The following is a 17,902-nucleotide window of genomic DNA, read 5'->3' as shown; positions in this document are numbered from 1 at the left end:
ATTACTCCTATTATGCCAGACGAATATTCTAATTTTTGTGCTGTAATGTGTGGTGTTTTAATCGCTACTAACATATGGGACAAGCCTCAACAAATTTTTAAAAATATAATATTTCGAATATTCCACATTATGAAACACGGGCTTGCTAAGCTCTGTGTTTTAATGTCATCTAATGATAAAAAAAATTTGCATGTAGATTACTTCGAAAAACGTTATGAGCAGGCTAATGAGAAAGTTGATAAGATTGGTCATTTTTTTACAGTCAGACTATATCCTTATTTATCTTTTCCTACATGTGTCATAGGAATTTATTTCATGTATAAAGGATATTCTTCCGAGTTGGGTGAAAAAAATCTCTATCTTCTTTTGGCCCCAGCTACAGTCTTGGCTTATTATGTTATTGCTTATTTTATAGCTGTAATTTTTCTATTTGTTGAATGTCTTTCAACATTGTGTCATGTGCATGTGGATAATATTATGAGCAATGAAACAGTTAAAGCTCAAGTTAAAAATGAAGCAGAACAGCATCAATGTGACCCTATTTCATCTTCTGAGTAAATTTTTTATTGTCTAAAATAGATTCAAATCATATTTGAACATCTAACAAAAGCTCCTTCTTTGAAAGGAGCTTTTTTTGTTACCCTATGCAATAGGAGGGGGAGAACAAGACTAAAAGGGATAATTCCGAAAATTTTTATATACTCCATTATTCCCGAAATCCCGGCATCTCGTACGGACCATAACAGGAAGCGACATGATACGGGTTAGTTCAAGGTTTACAATATTTTCCGATTTTTTCCCATTCCTTTGAATCAGAACCTCCTGAGGCAAACGAGATTCGACAAAACGAGCTTCGATCAGGTAATCCCGATCATAGCGTGAAATGTCATTGGATAAGGGTTGGTTGAAGTAGAGGGAAATTTCATTTTTACCAGCAGGAACGCGTACAAGAACCCATAAGTCTGGACCATCAAAAAAGGTACCGTGCATATAACCCTGATCACTCCATTCGGAACAGGGACGGGTCGCATCGTTGATGTTGTACAGACAAATTCGGGACGCTGCATTTTCTTCATAGAATTTCCCCGATATCCAGGCATCTTTGATTTTCTTCCTCGGCCCGAGAGTTACTCTGGCGTCATACAAATAGCCTCGGAAATCCTTTCGTTGATCAAAACGATGCATGATATTTCCCCATGACTTTTTTGCCGAACGTCTTAAGGAAAAATGGCGTCCATATCTGTTGCACCAGTCGCCCTGTGTTTCCCAATCATCACAGGCAAAACAAATACCATAAGGCCTTTCGCCAAGCGGCAGAGATTGAAACTGGTTCAAAGAATTATGCCATGCCTGATCATCTGGAATGGAAAAAATTTTTGGATGTTTGATTTCATCTCCAAGACGACGTCTTTTCTTTTTACTGGCTGTTGTTTTCCAACGACCCGAAACCCTTCTCCAAAAACTCCAGCTAAAACAGTCCCATCAGGAAGATCAACAAAACAACTGACTGTGCCTCCCTTTTTTTTCTCTGCCAATTTAGTGTTCACAGAACTTTCATATTGCATATTTGCCGGATTAAGCAAGATGGGAACTTGATTGCGGAAGCCTATCCACACTCCTTCCTTTACGGGATAAAGGCTCGTCACATAATCTTCGGGAAGAGGCCTCAATTTACCTTGGGAAGATTTCATAATTCCCTTCGCTTTCAGTTTTTCCACGGCATCCATTCCCCGGATAAAAATCTCTTTGTCACCGCGTTTTATTCCCAGTCCTGACGTTGTGCCCACAAATACGGAATTACCATTGGCAGCCATGGTATTGCACAAATTTGACGGCAGCCCTGCACCGAAAAGAACCGGAGGTTGCGAAAGCTTGCGTGCATCATCCGAATGCCATTTTGACTGAAAAAACTCACAGGTCTTGTATTCATCCTTAAGAGTCATCCGGGCCATTCCTGCCGTTAAGAAGCCTACCCACAAATCTCCCGACCTATCAAAGGCTAGTGCTGAAACTTGATCTTCAGGCAAGCCATCGGCCCGCGTGACATCCTTCCATGAATCCGTCAAAGGGGAATAAATAGCAATGCCTCCCGAGGTTGCTACGGCAACATCCCCTGTTGCAGAAGAGACGCTAATGTCAAAAACACGGCCACCCGGCAATGTCGTCTTACGGGTGTATGTTTTCCATTGTTTGCCATTCCAAATACACACTCCCCAACGGTCTGTTCCCACCCATATTCTTCCCTGGGCATCTTCAGCCAGGGCATAGAAATTTTCAGTATCTGGAAAATCTGCCGCTGTTCCTGCCTTTTTCCAGACATTTTTATCCAGCTCCAAGTAGAATAATCCCTCACCCTGGGTTGAAGCCCATAAAATACCTGAAGAATCCACTAAAGCATCCGTTATCCTGCTTCCGGGACAAGGAGGAAGGTTGGAGAAATTTTCCACCCCAAGAGAGAAGGAACATAATGCAAGCAAAGTTGAGACCATTAATCCCAATAGCTTCAGAAATGCCGTGAATCTCATATTCATCGGATGAAATTCTACTAATTTCTACAACAAAAAACTAAAATAGACTTATCAACAACAGTAGTTCTTCTGGCATTTGTCATTATGTTGAAATCAAATTAAAAAGTCAAAAATTATTTCCCTCCTTATTTTGGAATATTCAAGACTCTCCCTGGTTTTTCCCATTACTGGGAGTAAAAAATGGTCGGGAAGACAGGATTCGAACCTGCGACATCCTGCTCCCAAATCACTTTATAACATTATACGTTTCTTAACTTTCCTAGTATTTACTAACATTTTTGTACAGAAATGAGCGGCATAGGTTGTCCGTACTTGCCCGTTTTTAACCATTTTTCAAGGGTTGTACGGATAACCTACGGACAACCGCCCGTGCTCCATTCTTCTTACTTTCTCCCCGTGTTCTCGGCAATCCGTTCTAAGAGACGGATAATGACCCCGACACCCAGCCAGCCTAACCCGGAAAGGGCAAGGACAAGGAAAATTGCAGCAGCAAAGATGGTCTGACCGCTCCCACCAGCCAAAAGCACAAGAGGAACGACTACGGCCAGTACAAAGCAAACGATGCCAACACCTCGGAATGCCCCAGATATACCGTCCGCAGAGTGGTTTTCTCCATGGCTTTTTTCTGATCCAGCGAAATTATTCATTTCGGTTTGGTCCTCCTTTTCTTCATTTCTTGCCATTCCATTCGACGAATATTTTTCATTACCTAAACTAGTCTTCGATTTTTTCCATGCTAAATAAACCGCAAATGAGGTAATCAAAATGACACCAATAAAAGCAATAGAAGCATCCATAAAGTAACCATATCATGAACAAGAAAAAAACTAAATGGAAAAGTTATCTGCGGAAAGGAGCATTCACAACACAACCGGGCCGCTTCTGTCTCTCCGTGGTGTTGGCCCACTTTTTAATGGCTTTGATTTCTGCATTAACAGCCCCCATATTGCTGTCGAACTCCTGTTTCAAACCCTGGATAGCTTGTCTTGATGCAACTCCAAGTTCCGTCAGTTTTCCCACAAAAAGCTTGCCTAAATCCTGCATTTCTTCCGGGTCAATATGCCCATCAGCCGCTGCGCGTTCTATGTCTTTTCTGATACCGTCAATAGCTTTGTGAACTATGGCGGTTTGCCGGGGGGAGGCACTCTTCCCAGCGTTGATGGTGAAGCCTTCCACAAAGGTTTTAATGGCCTTGTTGGCTTCCTGCTGCTGTTCCCGCTGAAGCTTCTTTAGTTCCTGTTCATTTTTCTGGTCAAGCTTCTTCTGTCCCTTTTCCTCTTCCTTCTTCTTTTCGTTTTTCCATTCCTTTTCCCCTACCCTATCTTCTTTCTTTCGTACTTGCTCATTTCTCGCTTCTTCTGTTTCAAGACGCAACATTCCTTTTTGAATAATAACACGCTCTTTCAAAATATCATTTAATTCTTCTTGGTGTTTTCCTGCCTCCTCTAGTGCTGTTTTTTGTCTGGCTTCAACCTTTTTTAAGGAGGTTTTATATTCTTCGGTTCTTTGTTCGTTAGTAACAGGCTTCCCGTCCTTGCCTACACCGTAAGAAGGTTGAAACGATATGCCTTCTTCTTCCAGTCTTTCTTGAATATTAGAAATATGGTTCACTGAATTATTGAGGGAATTTTGTGCTCGTTTCCTGGATTCTAAATATTTCTCCTTTTCTCTCTCAAGTTTTTCCATTTCTTTTACCATTTTTTCGGGCGTTGGTAAAAAATCGGGAATACCCTCTATGGCCTCTTTTACTAAAGAAACCTTCTTTCCAACCTCTTCTATTCTTTTATCCCATGATTGTACCTCCATTTGAACTTCATTCTGTTTCTTGAAAATCCCTGCCATTTCATCAACAGTAGGAAGACTCATTTTCACATCCTGTAGCCGTGAGGCTTCGCCTAAAGCTGTATTTCTTTTCCCTTCGGCATCCCCTTGTTTGTCAGCTAAGGCAAGGTCTTCCTCATGAGCGGTTTGAATCTTGGCTCGCTCCGTTATCCTTTCAAGTTCCTGATCCAGAAGTAAAAGCTTGTACTTTCTTTCGTGCTTGCTGATTTTGCCATCCTGGTATTGTTCCTCTACATCCAAACGTTCCATCTTGTTTTTCCAGGTGTCCGCCCCCTGCTTTTCGGCAATCTCCATCTTGCGAAGGGTAAGCTGATACTCAATTTCCCTTGTCTGCTGCTGATATTCGTACGTAATGTTTTTGACGTACTGTTCATACTCCCGGTTGACGACGTTGGCCGCATCCTCCTGTTTCGTTTTCTGAACAAGAGCAAGGCGGCCCTTTTCGGCATCCCTCAAATACTGGTTGATTTCATCATGCTTCCTCTTTGCCTTCTCGGCTGCCTTGTCAAGTTCATCGCTTTTGGCCTTGAAATGGTCAATCAGGGCACTAATGCCCGCGGTAAGCCCCTGGATCAGCAGCATGGCCCAGCCAAGCGGCCCCATGGCCGTCTTGATGGTGGTGCCGAACAAATGAATGAATGGAATGGCCCCCCGCAGGGAACTGGACATGCCGAGGATGCGCGTTGCCGCAATGGTGATTTGTCCGGCCATCCCCTTCACCTGCGTCGTGGTGAGTTCTCCGGCTTCTCCTGCCGTCTTGATGCGCCTTCCCAAATCCTGAATATTCTTCAGGGCATCCGCCTGGGCTACGTTGTCCCCCGCCTTCCGGGCCTCTTCCAGCTTGGCAATGTAGGCTTCAAGTTCGGCCTGCAATTCCTCATAGGTGGCAGAGGCGCGGCGGTTCCCGGCTTCCAGCCGTTCCACCGTAGCCGCGGCGGCTTTCTGCTTCCGGGCCTCCGCATCTTCCGCTTTGTCCGCTGCCTTGTCGGCGGCGTCCATTTCCTTGTTGTAATCGTCGATGATCTTCTGAAGGTTTTCGTCAAGGCCATCCCCCCACTTCGCCCCAAGGTCCAGGTTGGAGGCCCTGTCGTTGAGGACTTCAAAGACGTCATCCACCTGTTCCAGCTTCTTCCTGAATTCTTCGGAGGTCAGAACACCGTTGGTTACTTCGTCGATAAAGCCGGTCAGTCCGGGGTTGTCGTCAAAGGCGGCTTTCATCCGGGAACCGGCAGCGGTCAGGGCGTCGGCGTATTCGTCAAGTTTGCTCCTGGCGTTTTCCAAAGCTCTTTCCTGTTCCGGCCCTATGCCCTCATTCATGGCGGCGCCGGTTTCCTCGGCTGCCGTTTTGGCATTGTTCAGGGCATCGGTTACTTGGTTGATGGCGTCCGCGCTTTCGCCGGCTCCCTGGGCCGCTTCCCGGGTCTTGTTGATGGCCTCCGCAGTCTGGTCGGCTCCGGAAGTGTCGGCGGTCGTCCTGATGTTGATGTTTAGTTCTTTGTCTGACATGTTGTTTATTTATTAGTTGTTGAAATTAAATAGGGAAAAGCACTCCTCGCTTGACAAGGCTGTCCATATAGGAACTTTCCCCACTATGGGCGTGGTAAGGGAAAACGCGGTCCCGTTCCTGTCCGAAGTCGACGCCCGCGCCTAAAATAACCGCTTCCGGTAACCGCCTGTGAACATCGTAGACAGCCATTGCAAACGTCGTGCAGTCCTTCAGTCCGTTCTCCACTTCCGGAGGGATGACATGCACCTGATCCCAACGCAGAATACCCTGCGAGATAAGTTTTTCCCCAGTGCGCCGCCACCATGAATTCCTGATGTAAATCGACGGGATCGTATTGAGCATATCCAGCCTGCGACGTTCGGGAGGATATCCCCACCATACGCAATTTGGTTCCAAGTAGAGTGCATCCGTTCTCGTCCCCACCAGCCCGGAATCCAGGTGGTCCATTTTAGAGATGCGTACAACCATATCCGCCACGTCAATGCGTGCGGAACAGTCGTGAGCGATGTGCTTATTTCCAACTATTGCTATATTCATATAATGCTCTTGCTATGTTAAGATCGCTTGAATGATCTATCTGAACGGTGAATGGAGGGCGCTGCTCCACAGCTACGGCATCCGGGGCAAAAAGGATGCCCTGTTCCGCCATGAATCGTGTACCAGTGAGAATGGAGCCATCGAACTGAAGAAGGATGTCGCAGGCGTCCTGCCGCCGCCCCTGAACAACAAGACGCGTTCCCAGCCTGCCAATCACCTTGATGCGTTGGGCCGTAAAGGCGCAGGCAGCGCTCATACGTTCCATTCTGTTCAGCAATCCCGGTTCCCGGAGGGGAGAGGTGGGCTGAAGGAGGGCGTAGCGGTCGGCATCTACCTGGCCCATCACCTGCCGGACGCAGTTAACCATGCTGCTGTCGTTCACAACTTCATCCACCACTCGGCAACCACGCTCCAAGGCGTAATCCCTGATCTCCGTATCGTCAGTGCTGACAACGGGCTCCACGCCTTCCGCCCGCGCGTAGCGGACGGAGTGCCAGAACAGGGGCATCCCGCCCAGGTCCGCCATGTTCTTGCGGGGTACGGCGTCGCTGTGTCCCTTGGCAGGGATAATGGCAATCATTCCTTGCCCCTCCTTTCATTCATGACCGCGTCGCACATGGCGTGCATGACCTCCCAGCGGGCGCTTTTGGGGATGTGGGGAGGACGGGGGTTCCCGACGTTCACCACGTCATAGGAGCGGGCGTAGTCCTCCGGGTCCGTCGTGCTGCTGTCCCAGTTCCACCAGGACCAGCGCCCGGCGCGGTTCATGGGTGTCCAGGGAGCGGCAAAATGCCCCCGTTCCATACCGCACAGGTCAATGACCGTCCGTCCAATGGTAAGATCTTCCGGGGCGTTTTCCGGCAGGGTTGCATGCTCCAGGGCCTCGCCGGCCAGTCTGGCTGTTTTTCCACTCATGGCGTAGCAAAGGCCGAAGAACCGGCGTGCCCCACATCCGCATGCGTACCAGTCAAGGCCGACTCCGTGCATGTTCCTGACCCACTCGCCGGACAAAAGCGCCGTGTCGGAATCAATTTTGACGATGATGTCGTCATCCGCGGCGTCCCCGGCCAGCGTGGAAATAATGCCCCTGACGCATTCCGGCCCGTTGAGATTGCCATTCCTGGGAAAATCCGTCCTTTTGTAGCGCGCTCCATAAGCCAGAAAAGCCCTCCTGACTTCTTCCGGCACCGGAAAGGCTGAATCGTCCGCCACGGTTACAAGGGCACCGGGAAGCGCCGTTCTGGCGCACCGGACGCAGGCAACGGCCTCCTGGGCGTCTCCAGCATACGTGAAAATGTAAATCCTGATCATGATTTACCGCTTGGGCCGAAGGTTCCGGGATCGTACTGTAAATACACCGTTCCCGTCTGATGCTGCACAACCTTGTCGCCGTCGATGGTGGCAAGGTGGAAAAAATATTCATAAGGAGTCTGGCGGTCCTCTTCCCCCAGCTTCACAGGATCGGTAACCCCGCCGACTGCAGAAAGATAGGAACCCATGTATTTGGCGTCTTTATCCAACTGCACCTTCAGCCAGACTTCCCCGGAGGTGGTGGGGCTTTTTACCCAGCCGCCGGAACCGGCGCCCTCCGGCAGTATGCCCCCGATGTAGTTGCCGGCATACATGGCTTTCCCCTGCCGGATGTAGGCTTCATCCACCTTCCCGGCATCATCGTAGGCAAGCCGGCACTGGAAGCCGACTTCAACGGCGCTTGTCCCCATGGCCGGGGACTCCTGGGCTTGTCCGATCTTGACGGACGGCCCCACGCTGGGGAGCTCCGGCTTTTTGTCGTCCATGTCCGGGCTGGGGATGGTCCCGCCGCCGCCCGGTCCCACGCCGCCCGCGGAACCGTCGCCGGAAGACGTGGAAGCGGACGCCTGGGAGGTGTTGCGGAGGGCATCGGCGAGCTGCTTGCTCTTGTCGATGGAGTCTTGCAAGGAAAGCTGTTCCGCGGCACCCACCGTAACATCAGACGCTCCCGTCTTGAGGTCGAGGGTAATTTCCTGGATGACGGAACGCATGGTTTCCCACTCGCGCAGCCCTCCCGTGATGGAGAGGCGCCCCCCGCAAACCTGGTCAAAGTCGTCGTGCACAGTCGCGGAGCCGTCATAGGGCATGATGCGGGTCGCCTTGTAGATACTCTCCGTAAATTTGACGTACAGGGCTGCGGAATTGTAGTCTCCATCGTCTCCCGGGTTGCCGGGGTCAACCGGACCGTCCCCGTTATCCAGGTATTCCACCGTTCCCTTGTCGTCCATCAGGTACCGGGCATGGGCGACGTTGGTCGTCGTCACCTCAAACGGGATCAGCCCTATCCAGCGGTCGCCGCCGTCCGTGCGCCCGGCAAATTCCGGAAAATACTGCTTAGCCGTGGCGGGCGGATCCGTGGCGCGCAGCCGGACATCAACCTTGACCTTGCCCCACTTGATTTTTGAGCTCTTGCCGTTGATTTGGCCGCCTATAAGTTCATGGGAAATGGCGTTGCGGTCATAGCCCCGGTGCTCTGCGTCCGCGGGCGTGATAGGTACCACTGTCGGGAGGTTGGCAACTTCCAGGTTGGCGCAGTCCGCCAGGGCCGGCACCCAGCGTTTGACGCGGGCCAGCCATTGAGCTTTTGCCGCGGGGAATTTGTCACCCCTGACGGTCATCCGGGGAGCGTCATAGCCCAGCGTCCCAGTTTCCACGGGCTCGTGCTGGCCGGAGGCATCCGACACATTGAGCCCGCCCGGCACATCCACCTCCGCAGTGACCACATAAGGCTGGGACAGGGACGCCCCCGGAGGGTAGACGGCCACGGCTCGTTGCACATTGGTGCCAATGGAGGCGTTGCAGGTCAGCCCTACGGCAGGGGGCACCAGGTCGGGCCGCGCCTTGAGGGAAAGGGTGCTCACGTCCACGGCGGACAGGTCAAGCACCACGTCCGGCAGGTTGGCATGATCGGCAATGACCAGCGTGACAGCGTCGCCAGCCCCATACTCAAACCATGCGGCCATGTTGGGGCGCCATTTTTGAATTTGAATCAGGAGGGAAGCGTAAGTCTCGGAAGAGTAGGCAAAGGGTATCAGTTCCGCCTCCTGGTCAATCCGGAGGTCGTACTTGATCGGAACCAGGGCCGTTTTGATGGCGTGGTCCAGGATGCCGGCCAGGGCGTCCTTGATTTTGGCCGTGGCCTGTTTGACCTGGCTCCCGTCCGTGCCGTATTTGTACGAGGCAAAGATTCCGCGGGAGCGCCCATCGCTGAAATATTGGATGTTGGCGAGATTCCACCAGAAATCATGAATCTTGATGTCCCAGCTTTCGGAAGTACCGTCCAGGGAGTGCTCCGGGTTGATGACCGGACCAATGAGCAGGGTTTTCCCACGCCACACGACTTTGACAATTTCTCCCTCTTCATAGGGACAGGAAGAAAAGCGGTCTACGGGGACGCGGAAGGAGACGGAGGCGCCCCCGAAGGAAAGCCGGCTGTAGGCGGGGCTTTCGGCGATGTCCAGGAATTCGCTGCTGGAAACGTCAAGGGTTTTCATAGGGGTTTGCCAAGAGTGAAGTTGTAGGAGACGATGAAATACAGCCCTGTCACTTTGGGTTCCGCGTCGGCGACGATGGCCTCGAACCGCTGCTCATGGGAACCGATGCAGTCGGCCCAAGTCAGGGTTCCCTTCCCCGCCGTCTTCCAGTCGCGGAGCCATTCATAAAAGCTCCTCCACGCGTCCATGTGGGAATCACATTCCCGGACGGTGGAGATGGAGAAGGACATGGAAATGTTGCCGAAGGCATCCAGGCGGGGAAACGGACTGTTGATGATGGGAGTTGCCGAGGTGCCGAACTGGACCGGGAAAGCGTGTTCCGGCAGGGCATCGAGCAGGCATTCCCCGGCGCGGACGACGGGGCGCCCGTCAAAAGTAACGGAAAAAGGAGAAACAGTCGTTTCCATGTCTCAAAAACGGTAAAGGGAAATACGGGCCGCCCCTCCCCATGCAAAGAACCAGAGGGGCGGCCCGCGTGTCATGCCCCGGCAGGAGCCGGGAAAGCGATTTCTTCGGTGGGCGTCAGGGAATTCAGGGAGGAAGGAATAACCTCAAGCGTCAGTTTCGGCGTGAGCAGCTTGTTGTTTTCCGTGGGGAGTTCCACCTTGAGCAGCGCCGCCACTTCCAGGACCATGATTTCCTTCTTGTCTTCCTGGTACTTGGTGAGGCGCGCCCATACCTTTTGCCCGTAGATGTTGCGGGAAAAAGGCTGCACTTCCTTCCCGGCTTCCAGCTTGTCGCACTGATAGATGACCTGCCAGCAGACCGGGTTGATTTCCGTCGAGTTGATTTCGATGGTGTTGCCCGTCACCTTGGTGTTCTTCCGCGTCACATACGAGGTCGTATCGCGGGAAAACACCGTGCGGGCGTCGTCTTCGGTGGTCGGCGTGATTTTGTAGTCGATCACTTCGTTGGCGACCATCCAGGCGTCGGAATCCTTCGCCGGCTTGAAATGCTCGTCAACGGTATCGGTGCTTTCTCCGCTCGTGACCGTCGTTCCAAACGGGCACAGGTCGAGAAACGTACCGACAAGCATTTCCTTGTTGTATAGTTCTGACATGATATTTAGTTTCTTACGTAGTCAATAAGGGTCACGTTCCCGTCTTTCTTGTGCTGTTCAAACACGTCTTCAGGGATGTGGACGATTCTTCCCCGCGCGGCAATGCCGTGAGGGAGTTCCAGCTTGTTGACGACAACCCGGCATTTGACGATGCGGGGCGCCGGAGTAGGGGCGGCCTCCTGGGCCGCGGGGGTGGTGGTTTTAGTTGCCATGTTTCAATATTGCTGTTTGTTCAACGGTGATCGTAACGGCCTTGTTGGTCATCTGTACCCGACTTGACTCCGTGCTTGTCACCTTGAGCTTCATGCTGGGTAGCCAGTTGAATTCCCGGTGCCCTTCAAGCCCGATGGCGAGCAAATCGGCCAGATCGTCCGCATCCCAGCCGAGCACGGCGGTCGCATCGGACTTTTTCAGGACGGGGTTGCTTTCAATGACGATTTTGGTTGTCAGGATGGCGGCGTTTGTGCCGCCGTGCTCCTGAAGGGGCTTGCGCTTCGGGGCGCACACCAGCACGCAAATTCCCAGCTTGGAAAGCTTCTGATCAATCAGGGCTTTCAGGCTTGCATCCCAGCCGCGCATGACGATACCGGGGTCTTCCCCCCCGTTGTAATGGGCGCACAGGGAAACGATCTTCTGATAGATTTTTTCCCCGATGGCGATGCGCGGGCTTGCAGGTAGAGCGCTCATAGTTCGCACCAGTTTTGATAGGGTTCCCCGGAACCGAACACCTCAACGCCGCTGCTTTCCGAGTCATAGGGGGCAAGGTAGAATTTACCCTGCCGGACGGCCCGGAAAATCTCGCTGGCCGTGCTGTACTGCTTGGCACGGGGGGACCCTTCCAGGTCTCCCATGTCAGGCAGATCGGCCAGCATGGAGTGACGTATCCAGACAAGCGTCGGGTGTTCCAGTTCCTCCGGAACCTTCCCCTGCCCTGTTTCCAGGACAGGGTATTTTCCGGAGGCGTTGACGATGCCGGCAACAAGGTTGCACGTCGTTCTGATCAGGGCGCCGGCCCGTTCCGGGGAATCACCCTCTGCACCTGCCGAATCAAACGCCGTGATTTCGGCGTCCGCAAGGAAGGCCCGCAGGGTGTTTTCCGTGATTTGGACCAGCGCCATGACGTTTACACACGGATGGAGAGTTCACAATTGGCGGCGGTGTTGTCGCCGCTGGAAGCGTCCGCAACGGCCTTGAGCCGGATGTAGCGTCCCATGTCGTAGGGGACACGTCCGGAAATGCTGTTCGCAAGAGCGCCCGCCGCTTCTCCCGCCGTGGGAGCCAGGGAGAACCCCGGCACCTCGGCCCAGCTTTCGCCATCCTCGGATGCTTCCAAAGTCAGCGTGATTTTCTTTCCGGCAGCCAGGGCCGGAAGGTCTTCGTGCTCGATGACGATCGCCATTTCATCAATGCCGCCCGTCTGCCCCGCATCCAAAACTTCGGAATAGACCGCCTTGCCTGTGCCCGGCATGTTCATCCGGGCCGTCAGCAATTCGTCCTTGCGGGTGTGTCTAATAGGATTCACTGTTTAAGGTTCCTTTCTCTGTTTTATTTGTTCTTCTTGTTGGCAACCTTCTTCGGCGCGTGCTTGCCCCAGTGGGAAATGCCCGTGATGGAAGTCAGGTCGCTTTCGTTGTTGACGATGGAATCCGTCACCAAGATCGGGATGCCGTGGGCATGCGTCGGAATCGGAGCGGAGCCAGAGGAATCCCCGCCCGCCTTGCTTCCGTTGACAGAAACACTCACCACATTTCGGCTCTTGCGAAGCTGTTCCAGGGCCATACGGTTCATGATGAACTTCGTCACACGGGCGCCAGCCGGGAACAAGGCCAGCAATTCCGCCAGCTTGTCGTCATCCAGAGTCGTTCCTTCCGCAGTTCCGATATTCTTCAGGCGTGCGGCAGACAGCTTGGAGTTGTTGACCAGCGCAACAAAGGCGGTCAAATCGGCAGCCTTGCCGGGAATGGCTCCCTGCTCTCCCGTTTCCGGGTCCTTGCCGGGAATGTACGTATCCTTGAACGGCCCGAGGCTGATTCCCCGGTCGCGGCCCCAGCGCCAGTGCACGCCCTTGGGACCTTCAATGACGGCAAAGACGGACGTTCCGTCGTAACTGTCGGCAGCTTTGGAGCTGTCCGCGCTTACGATCATCGTATCGTCAATGAAGTCGGGAAGCCCGGGGAAGCCGTTCTCGTCGATTTGCGTTCCGTAAAAACCTTGAGCGCCCAAAGAAAGCAAAACGCCCTCCGTAATCCCGGAAGCTTCGTCGGCCAGTACGGCGGCTTCTCCATCATCAGAGCTTGCCAAGGTAATAGTATCTACAAAAACGATGGAGGAAACGGGGAACAATTCCACATTCCTTGCTTCGTAGGTGCAGGACGTATAGCCAATGGGAGCATTGGCCGGACGGAACCGGGCACGGGGTACGCCGGTGCGTACAAACGTCTTGATCATGGTCTTGGAACCCACCACGGAAGCAAGCTGCGTTACTTCAGGAGCGGAAAGACCCACTTCTTCGATCAATCCGATGTCGGATGCCGAACCGTTGCGTTTCTGGATGTCCAGTAGAGTCAAAAAAGCCATGGCTTAGTTCTTTTCCTTGTTGATGTTTTCAATGATGCGGTCACGTCCAGTGAGTTCTTCGCCGCCGCTTCCGCCTTTACCCTTGTTGGCGACCACCGTCGCAAACGCGGGGTCCGGCTTCATCGTGTCAATCAAAGCCTTGCCGGCCTTGATATTGGCAGTCAGGGCGGTCTTGAGCGCTTCCTTGGCTTCTTCGTTTTCCGGGGCAATCTTGCCGGCCTTGATGGCGGCTTCAATTTCCGCGTCAATGAGAGCCGCCTTGGATGCTTTCACCTCGGCAAGTTCCTCTTCCGCGGCTTTCAGTTTGGCTTCGGTGTCGTCCAGCTTGGCCTTGGCCGCCTTGCAGGTGGCCGCTTCCTTTTTGGCGTCCTCCGCCTCCTTTTTGGCCGCTTCAAGTTCCGCTTTGGACTTCTCGCCTCCTTCGGATTTTTTCTTCAGGTCGTTGATTTTATCCTCCGCGATCTTGCCGGCCTTATCAGATGCGGCTTCCTCTTTGGTGAGGACGCCGCATTTAACCAGTAGTTCGTACATTGTTGTATTTGTGTTGTTTGTTTGGTTATGAACGGCGTCGGTATCCTCTCCGTCGCTATTCAAGGGGGTATCCGGTCCAAGGACCGTGAAATTCTCAAGCTTGGCCTTGCTGGCCGCAATGCGGGCAATGTTTTCAAAGGCCGGGTCATTGACCAGGGAGCCCACCTCAATGTCATCCGGCTCCAGCCCCACGGGTTTGCAAGTGTTGAGGTCAAGCCTGAACGCCGGTGAAAAATAGCCGTAGTCTTTTCCCTCCTTGGCATTCTTGCCGCTCAATGTCCATTCGCCCACCAGAATTGGCCCGACCCCGTCCAAATAGTCAAAGTCGGACGGAAGAAAGGAGGCTGGCCCCATTTTATGATCAAACAGACAGACAGGACGGACGTTTTTTGCCAGCTTTAAGGCTAGGTCACGTTTCAAGGGGGCCAGACAGGAGCGGTCTACAATCACCTTCTGCCGCCCGCCAACGGATGCATTGATATAATGCACGCCCTCCGGCATGTATACAATGCGTGCCGGAGAATCACCACTGAACGCAAGAGGGACGTTAAACTCAAAATCCATGCCCCAAGCATGGCATGAAACGCGATTGCGTAAATAGTCGGGGCTGGATATGGATTTCAGGCATCCAGGGAGGCCGCCAGAACGTCCATGAGCTTGATGCCATAGGCCGCGGCCAATTCTTCGCTGGCCGGGATGGCGTCCGGCCACGGGTCCTGTGTGATGGATTGGCGCAGGGCGTACACCGCACGCACCCCGCCGCCTTCCACGGCCTCAAACAGGGCGCTTTTGTTGGGGATGGTGAACAATTCCCCGATTTCAGAGCGATAATCAGCCGCCCGGCGCCCGTGGGCCTCCGGAACAAGGGGAATGGTCAGTGCCCCGGCATTTTTGGCCGTGATCGTCCCTCCCCTGATTTTGTGCCGCAGGGAGCCGTCCTCGTCAGGGTTTGTGATGACCGCTCCGGAAGCGTCCGCAGAGGAAAGGAACCATTTGCGCGCAATGTTGGAGAACCAGCCTGTCGACATGCGGCCCGGGCCGTGTGTAGGAAGTGAGTTGTTGACCCAGTGTTCCCGCCCCTTGTTGTCGTACCAGGACGCCAGATAGTCCCGCAGGTATTCCCCGCTTTCCCGGTTCGCGGCTTCCAGCGTTTCCGGGGCAACGATTTTCATGGCCTCATTCAGCACGGCGTCAAAGCCGCTCATTTCAATTTCAATGTTCATGGCCCGTCATCCTTCCACATTGGCGGTTTCCGGCTCGCGCATGGAGTTCCAGCCGGCTTCCAGCGCGGCGTGCTGGATCCTGACAAGCCGGTCTTCCAATTTGGAGGTGTCTATCTGGTCCCACAGGTCCGGCACCTGCTCACGGGCAGACCGGATGACCGTTTCCAGGTCTTCCCCGGCCTCGACGGCGGCGATAAGGTTTTCTATGAATCCGGCAAGGCCGGAGGTCAGTTCATGGGCTGCCTGGTCCGTCTGACGCCCGATGCGCGCGGCAATCCGGTTGACCTCGTCAATGTGCTTCAGCGTTTTTTTTTACGCGCTGCATGCACCAGGGATTCCCGGTCCAGGTCATCCATCTCTCCCGTTTCCGGGTCGTCTCCAAACGATGGTGGCTGATAGAGCTCCGCGCCTTCTTCGGGCATGGGAATATCCAGCCAGTCGTAAACCTGTTCCTTTGCGACGGGAACAAGCTTGGTTGCCCTTTCCACCCAGCCAAGTTTTGCTTCGCTCATGCCGGAGGACGGGTCCTTGAAAGAGATGATCGGCAGGTGTTCCGGAAGGCGGCCCATGTTGAGCCGGAGAATGGCCGGAACAAGCTGCTGGTTGAGGATGCCGGCAACATATTTGCCGCGGGCCAGCACGACCTTGTTTTCCGTGGCTTCATGCACTTCTCCCAACGCACGGTTGCCGCCCTTGCTGGAAACGTCGCTGGTCAGGGTTTGCCCTAAAATCAGGATGTCACAAGCATTATTGGACTCGCGGAGCATGTCCAGGTGCGGAAGCTGTGTCCCTCCCTTGACGGCGTCGACGAAGTCAACCTGTGCTTCCGGGTCAGTCACCAGGATACCGGTTTGCCCGAATTTAATCATCTGGTCAAATAGCTTCCGCTGGGCCACCGTTCCCGATGCCCTGCCATGACGAAGAGGGGAACCGAATATCTGGCAGAATTGCATGAACCAGGAGAGGCCGAACTTGGCAGCCCCGAACCATCCCACCAGGGCGAGCATGTTTGCTCCGTACATGGGGTGGTCAAGCCCGTCGCAGTTGATGGCGGCAATGAATTTATCAGGCGGGAATTCCATTTCGGGGCTGTTCCCTACTCCATCCGGACACAGGACAAGGCGGTCAATCTGCGCCGGATAGCTGGACCATTTGAAAAACGTGGACGGAATGGGGCAATATGCGCGGGGAGACCGTATCTTGCCGGGTTCCCACATGATTTCCAGCACGCCCACCCCGCGTTCCGGCGCTTCCGCCAAGGCTCCGATCAGTCCATTCAAATCCAGTTCCCACTTCCCCTGTTCCAGCCGGCAGCGGTACAAGGCGGATTCAACAAGATTCGCGTGCTTGATGGCTTCCGGAGTCGGCTTCTTTCCCTTTTCCGCCCACGGGGTTACGGCAAGCTCCAATTCCTGCACGTTTTCCCGGAGCTTCCGCAAGTTGCCCCGCAGCCGCGGCCATTCGATTTTCATCGAGCGGAACACGCGTTCCAGATCGAGCATGTTGCCCGTCTGGACGCTTTCACGGGCATTTTTCAGCACCTTGGGCGTGATGGTCTCATAGATGCCGAGATAGCCGCGTTCCTGCGGGGAGCGGTCCTCGAAAATCTCAATGTCAGCGGCCTTGGTTGTCTTGGCGGCCTTTTGGCTGCGGGGCTTCTTACTCATGGGACGGATAAGTGGGGAGAAGGATTAAACGAGGGAACGGGCAACGCTGTAGGCGTCGTCACAGCGGCGCAGCCAGCCGCGCCCGAAGGTCGGGAACTGCTTGCAGGAGCGGTAGAAGGCTGCTCGCTGTTCCCGGAGGTCATCAAGGAATGCTGCATCATTACCACGCGATAGGGAATTATGCAGAAATGCCTTGGACATGGGGCCAATGATGCCATCCACAGTGAGGCCGGAATGATGTTTGTCGAGGACGCGCTGCAATATCTTCCCGGTGTTCTTGCTGCCGGAATTGAAATAGTGGTCCCGGAGGAAGAACTCAATGCCCGGATGGGCGTCAGAACCAATCCAGGCGCGGACCGCGGCGGTATTGTCCAGGACGTACTGAAGACAGCCCTCCCAGGCTTCTTCCCGCTTTCCGGCGTCCAGCAGGGACTTGAGGCGGTTGAATACGGCGGGTTCAATGCCATCGCAAATGCCGCAAATCTCCCATTTCCCGCCCTTGTCGGCAGCAGGGAGACGGGAGACGCGCAGGGAGGCCGGACCGGTCACACGGCTGTCTTCAAAGCGGAGGATGGCCGCAGCCATGTTTCTTTCAGTGTTATTCATAGTTATAACTTGTTTTGATTAGAACTGGTTAGAACTTGTAAGAAAAACTTTACAGTTCAGTCGACAATCTCCCATTCTTCGGAAAACAGTTCGATAAACGTCTCCTTCCACGGCACCCGCCCGAAACGGGATTCCACGTACAGATAGGGAGCTGTCATCTTGCTGTGCTCGTCCGGGAACTGGGCGCGGATGACTACATCCGGGGACCATTTCGGCAATCTGGCTCCCTTGCCATTTTTCAAAGCGTGGAGAGCATCCGAAAAAGAGAGTCCTGAATTGGTGTATAAATTGTTAGGCATA

General features: G+C 53.6%; 22 protein-coding genes. 1 reads left to right on the top strand and 21 read right to left on the bottom strand.

What is annotated here, in order from left to right:
- The first annotated feature begins 12 nt into the window (after positions 1–12).
- Positions 13–558 carry a hypothetical protein gene (locus M8N44_RS00970; RefSeq protein ID WP_146021179.1) on the top strand — a complete coding sequence of 182 codons (546 nt, stop codon included), beginning with the start codon at positions 13–15 and terminating at the stop codon, positions 556–558.
- A 111-nt stretch (positions 559–669) separates the two neighbouring features.
- Here M8N44_RS00970 and M8N44_RS00965 read toward each other — a convergent pair whose 3' ends face one another.
- The 21 genes from M8N44_RS00965 to M8N44_RS00870 form a co-directional block, all read right to left on the bottom strand.
- Complete coding sequence (locus M8N44_RS00965) at positions 670–1,335, bottom strand: hypothetical protein (RefSeq protein ID WP_146021180.1); 666 nt, start codon at positions 1,333–1,335, stop codon at positions 670–672.
- Positions 1,332–2,525 carry a ligand-binding sensor domain-containing protein gene (locus M8N44_RS00960; RefSeq protein WP_215709555.1) on the bottom strand — a complete coding sequence of 398 codons (1,194 nt, stop codon included), beginning with the start codon at positions 2,523–2,525 and terminating at the stop codon, positions 1,332–1,334. The genes M8N44_RS00965 and M8N44_RS00960 overlap by 4 nt, the downstream gene beginning before the upstream one ends.
- A gap of 386 nt (positions 2,526–2,911) precedes the next feature.
- Positions 2,912–3,325, bottom strand: coding sequence for a hypothetical protein (locus M8N44_RS00955; protein WP_215709556.1), 414 nt, complete (start codon positions 3,323–3,325; stop codon positions 2,912–2,914).
- Positions 3,326–3,368: 43 nt separating this feature from the next.
- Positions 3,369–5,876 (bottom strand): hypothetical protein, encoded by a 2,508-nt coding sequence (locus tag M8N44_RS00950; protein WP_215709557.1) that lies wholly within the window; start codon positions 5,874–5,876, stop codon positions 3,369–3,371.
- Between the two features lie 25 nt (positions 5,877–5,901).
- Positions 5,902–6,324: an SGNH/GDSL hydrolase family protein gene (locus M8N44_RS00945; RefSeq protein WP_249852985.1), complete on the bottom strand. Its 423-nt coding sequence runs from the start codon at positions 6,322–6,324 to the stop codon at positions 5,902–5,904.
- A gap of 64 nt (positions 6,325–6,388) precedes the next feature.
- Positions 6,389–6,994 (bottom strand): cytidylyltransferase domain-containing protein, encoded by a 606-nt coding sequence (locus M8N44_RS00940; protein WP_215709480.1) that lies wholly within the window; start codon positions 6,992–6,994, stop codon positions 6,389–6,391.
- Positions 6,991–7,725, bottom strand: a complete 735-nt coding sequence (locus M8N44_RS00935; protein WP_215709479.1) for a hypothetical protein — start codon at positions 7,723–7,725, stop codon at positions 6,991–6,993. Before M8N44_RS00935 ends, M8N44_RS00940 begins: the two co-directional genes overlap by 4 nt.
- Positions 7,722–9,938, bottom strand: a complete 2,217-nt coding sequence (locus M8N44_RS00930) for a hypothetical protein (RefSeq protein ID WP_215709478.1) — start codon at positions 9,936–9,938, stop codon at positions 7,722–7,724. Before M8N44_RS00930 ends, M8N44_RS00935 begins: the two co-directional genes overlap by 4 nt.
- Positions 9,935–10,345, bottom strand: coding sequence for a hypothetical protein (locus M8N44_RS00925; RefSeq protein ID WP_022395963.1), 411 nt, complete (start codon positions 10,343–10,345; stop codon positions 9,935–9,937). The genes M8N44_RS00930 and M8N44_RS00925 overlap by 4 nt, the downstream gene beginning before the upstream one ends.
- Before the next feature lie 71 nt (positions 10,346–10,416).
- On the bottom strand, positions 10,417–10,998 hold the full coding sequence (locus tag M8N44_RS00920; RefSeq protein WP_022395964.1) for a hypothetical protein: 582 nt from the start codon (positions 10,996–10,998) through the stop codon (positions 10,417–10,419).
- Between the two features lie 5 nt (positions 10,999–11,003).
- Positions 11,004–11,210 carry a hypothetical protein gene (locus tag M8N44_RS00915; protein WP_022395965.1) on the bottom strand — a complete coding sequence of 69 codons (207 nt, stop codon included), beginning with the start codon at positions 11,208–11,210 and terminating at the stop codon, positions 11,004–11,006.
- Positions 11,200–11,685: a hypothetical protein gene (locus M8N44_RS00910; RefSeq protein ID WP_215709477.1), complete on the bottom strand. Its 486-nt coding sequence runs from the start codon at positions 11,683–11,685 to the stop codon at positions 11,200–11,202. The genes M8N44_RS00915 and M8N44_RS00910 overlap by 11 nt, the downstream gene beginning before the upstream one ends.
- Positions 11,682–12,116, bottom strand: coding sequence for a hypothetical protein (locus tag M8N44_RS00905; RefSeq protein ID WP_215709476.1), 435 nt, complete (start codon positions 12,114–12,116; stop codon positions 11,682–11,684). Before M8N44_RS00905 ends, M8N44_RS00910 begins: the two co-directional genes overlap by 4 nt.
- A 5-nt stretch (positions 12,117–12,121) precedes the next feature.
- A complete protein-coding gene (locus M8N44_RS00900; RefSeq protein ID WP_215709475.1) occupies positions 12,122–12,520 on the bottom strand; it encodes a hypothetical protein in 399 nt (132 codons plus the stop codon).
- A 23-nt stretch (positions 12,521–12,543) separates the two neighbouring features.
- On the bottom strand, positions 12,544–13,575 hold the full coding sequence (locus M8N44_RS00895) for a hypothetical protein (protein WP_215709474.1): 1,032 nt from the start codon (positions 13,573–13,575) through the stop codon (positions 12,544–12,546).
- A 3-nt stretch (positions 13,576–13,578) separates the two neighbouring features.
- Positions 13,579–14,460 (bottom strand): phage protease, encoded by an 882-nt coding sequence (locus M8N44_RS00890; protein ID WP_249852984.1) that lies wholly within the window; start codon positions 14,458–14,460, stop codon positions 13,579–13,581.
- 266 nt (positions 14,461–14,726) lie between these two features.
- Complete coding sequence (locus M8N44_RS00885) at positions 14,727–15,329, bottom strand: hypothetical protein (protein WP_215709472.1); 603 nt, start codon at positions 15,327–15,329, stop codon at positions 14,727–14,729.
- 6 nt (positions 15,330–15,335) lie between these two features.
- Entirely contained in the window at positions 15,336–15,464 is a 129-nt protein-coding gene (locus M8N44_RS13860; protein WP_257228584.1) for a hypothetical protein, read from the bottom strand.
- A 164-nt stretch (positions 15,465–15,628) separates the two neighbouring features.
- On the bottom strand, positions 15,629–16,996 hold the full coding sequence (locus M8N44_RS00880) for a phage portal protein family protein (RefSeq protein WP_215709471.1): 1,368 nt from the start codon (positions 16,994–16,996) through the stop codon (positions 15,629–15,631).
- 24 nt (positions 16,997–17,020) lie between these two features.
- On the bottom strand, positions 17,021–17,602 hold the full coding sequence (locus M8N44_RS00875; RefSeq protein WP_249852983.1) for a lysozyme family protein: 582 nt from the start codon (positions 17,600–17,602) through the stop codon (positions 17,021–17,023).
- A 56-nt stretch (positions 17,603–17,658) separates the two neighbouring features.
- Positions 17,659–17,901, bottom strand: coding sequence for a Thoeris anti-defense Tad2 family protein (locus tag M8N44_RS00870; RefSeq protein ID WP_022395990.1), 243 nt, complete (start codon positions 17,899–17,901; stop codon positions 17,659–17,661).
- Between the last annotated feature and the right edge of the window lies 1 nt (position 17,902).

The organism is Akkermansia massiliensis, assembly GCF_023516715.1.
Lineage (GTDB): Bacteria > Verrucomicrobiota > Verrucomicrobiia > Verrucomicrobiales > Akkermansiaceae > Akkermansia > Akkermansia massiliensis.
The sequence above is the reverse complement of the archived record's forward strand: the minus strand, read 5'-3'. Positions and strand labels throughout refer to the sequence as shown.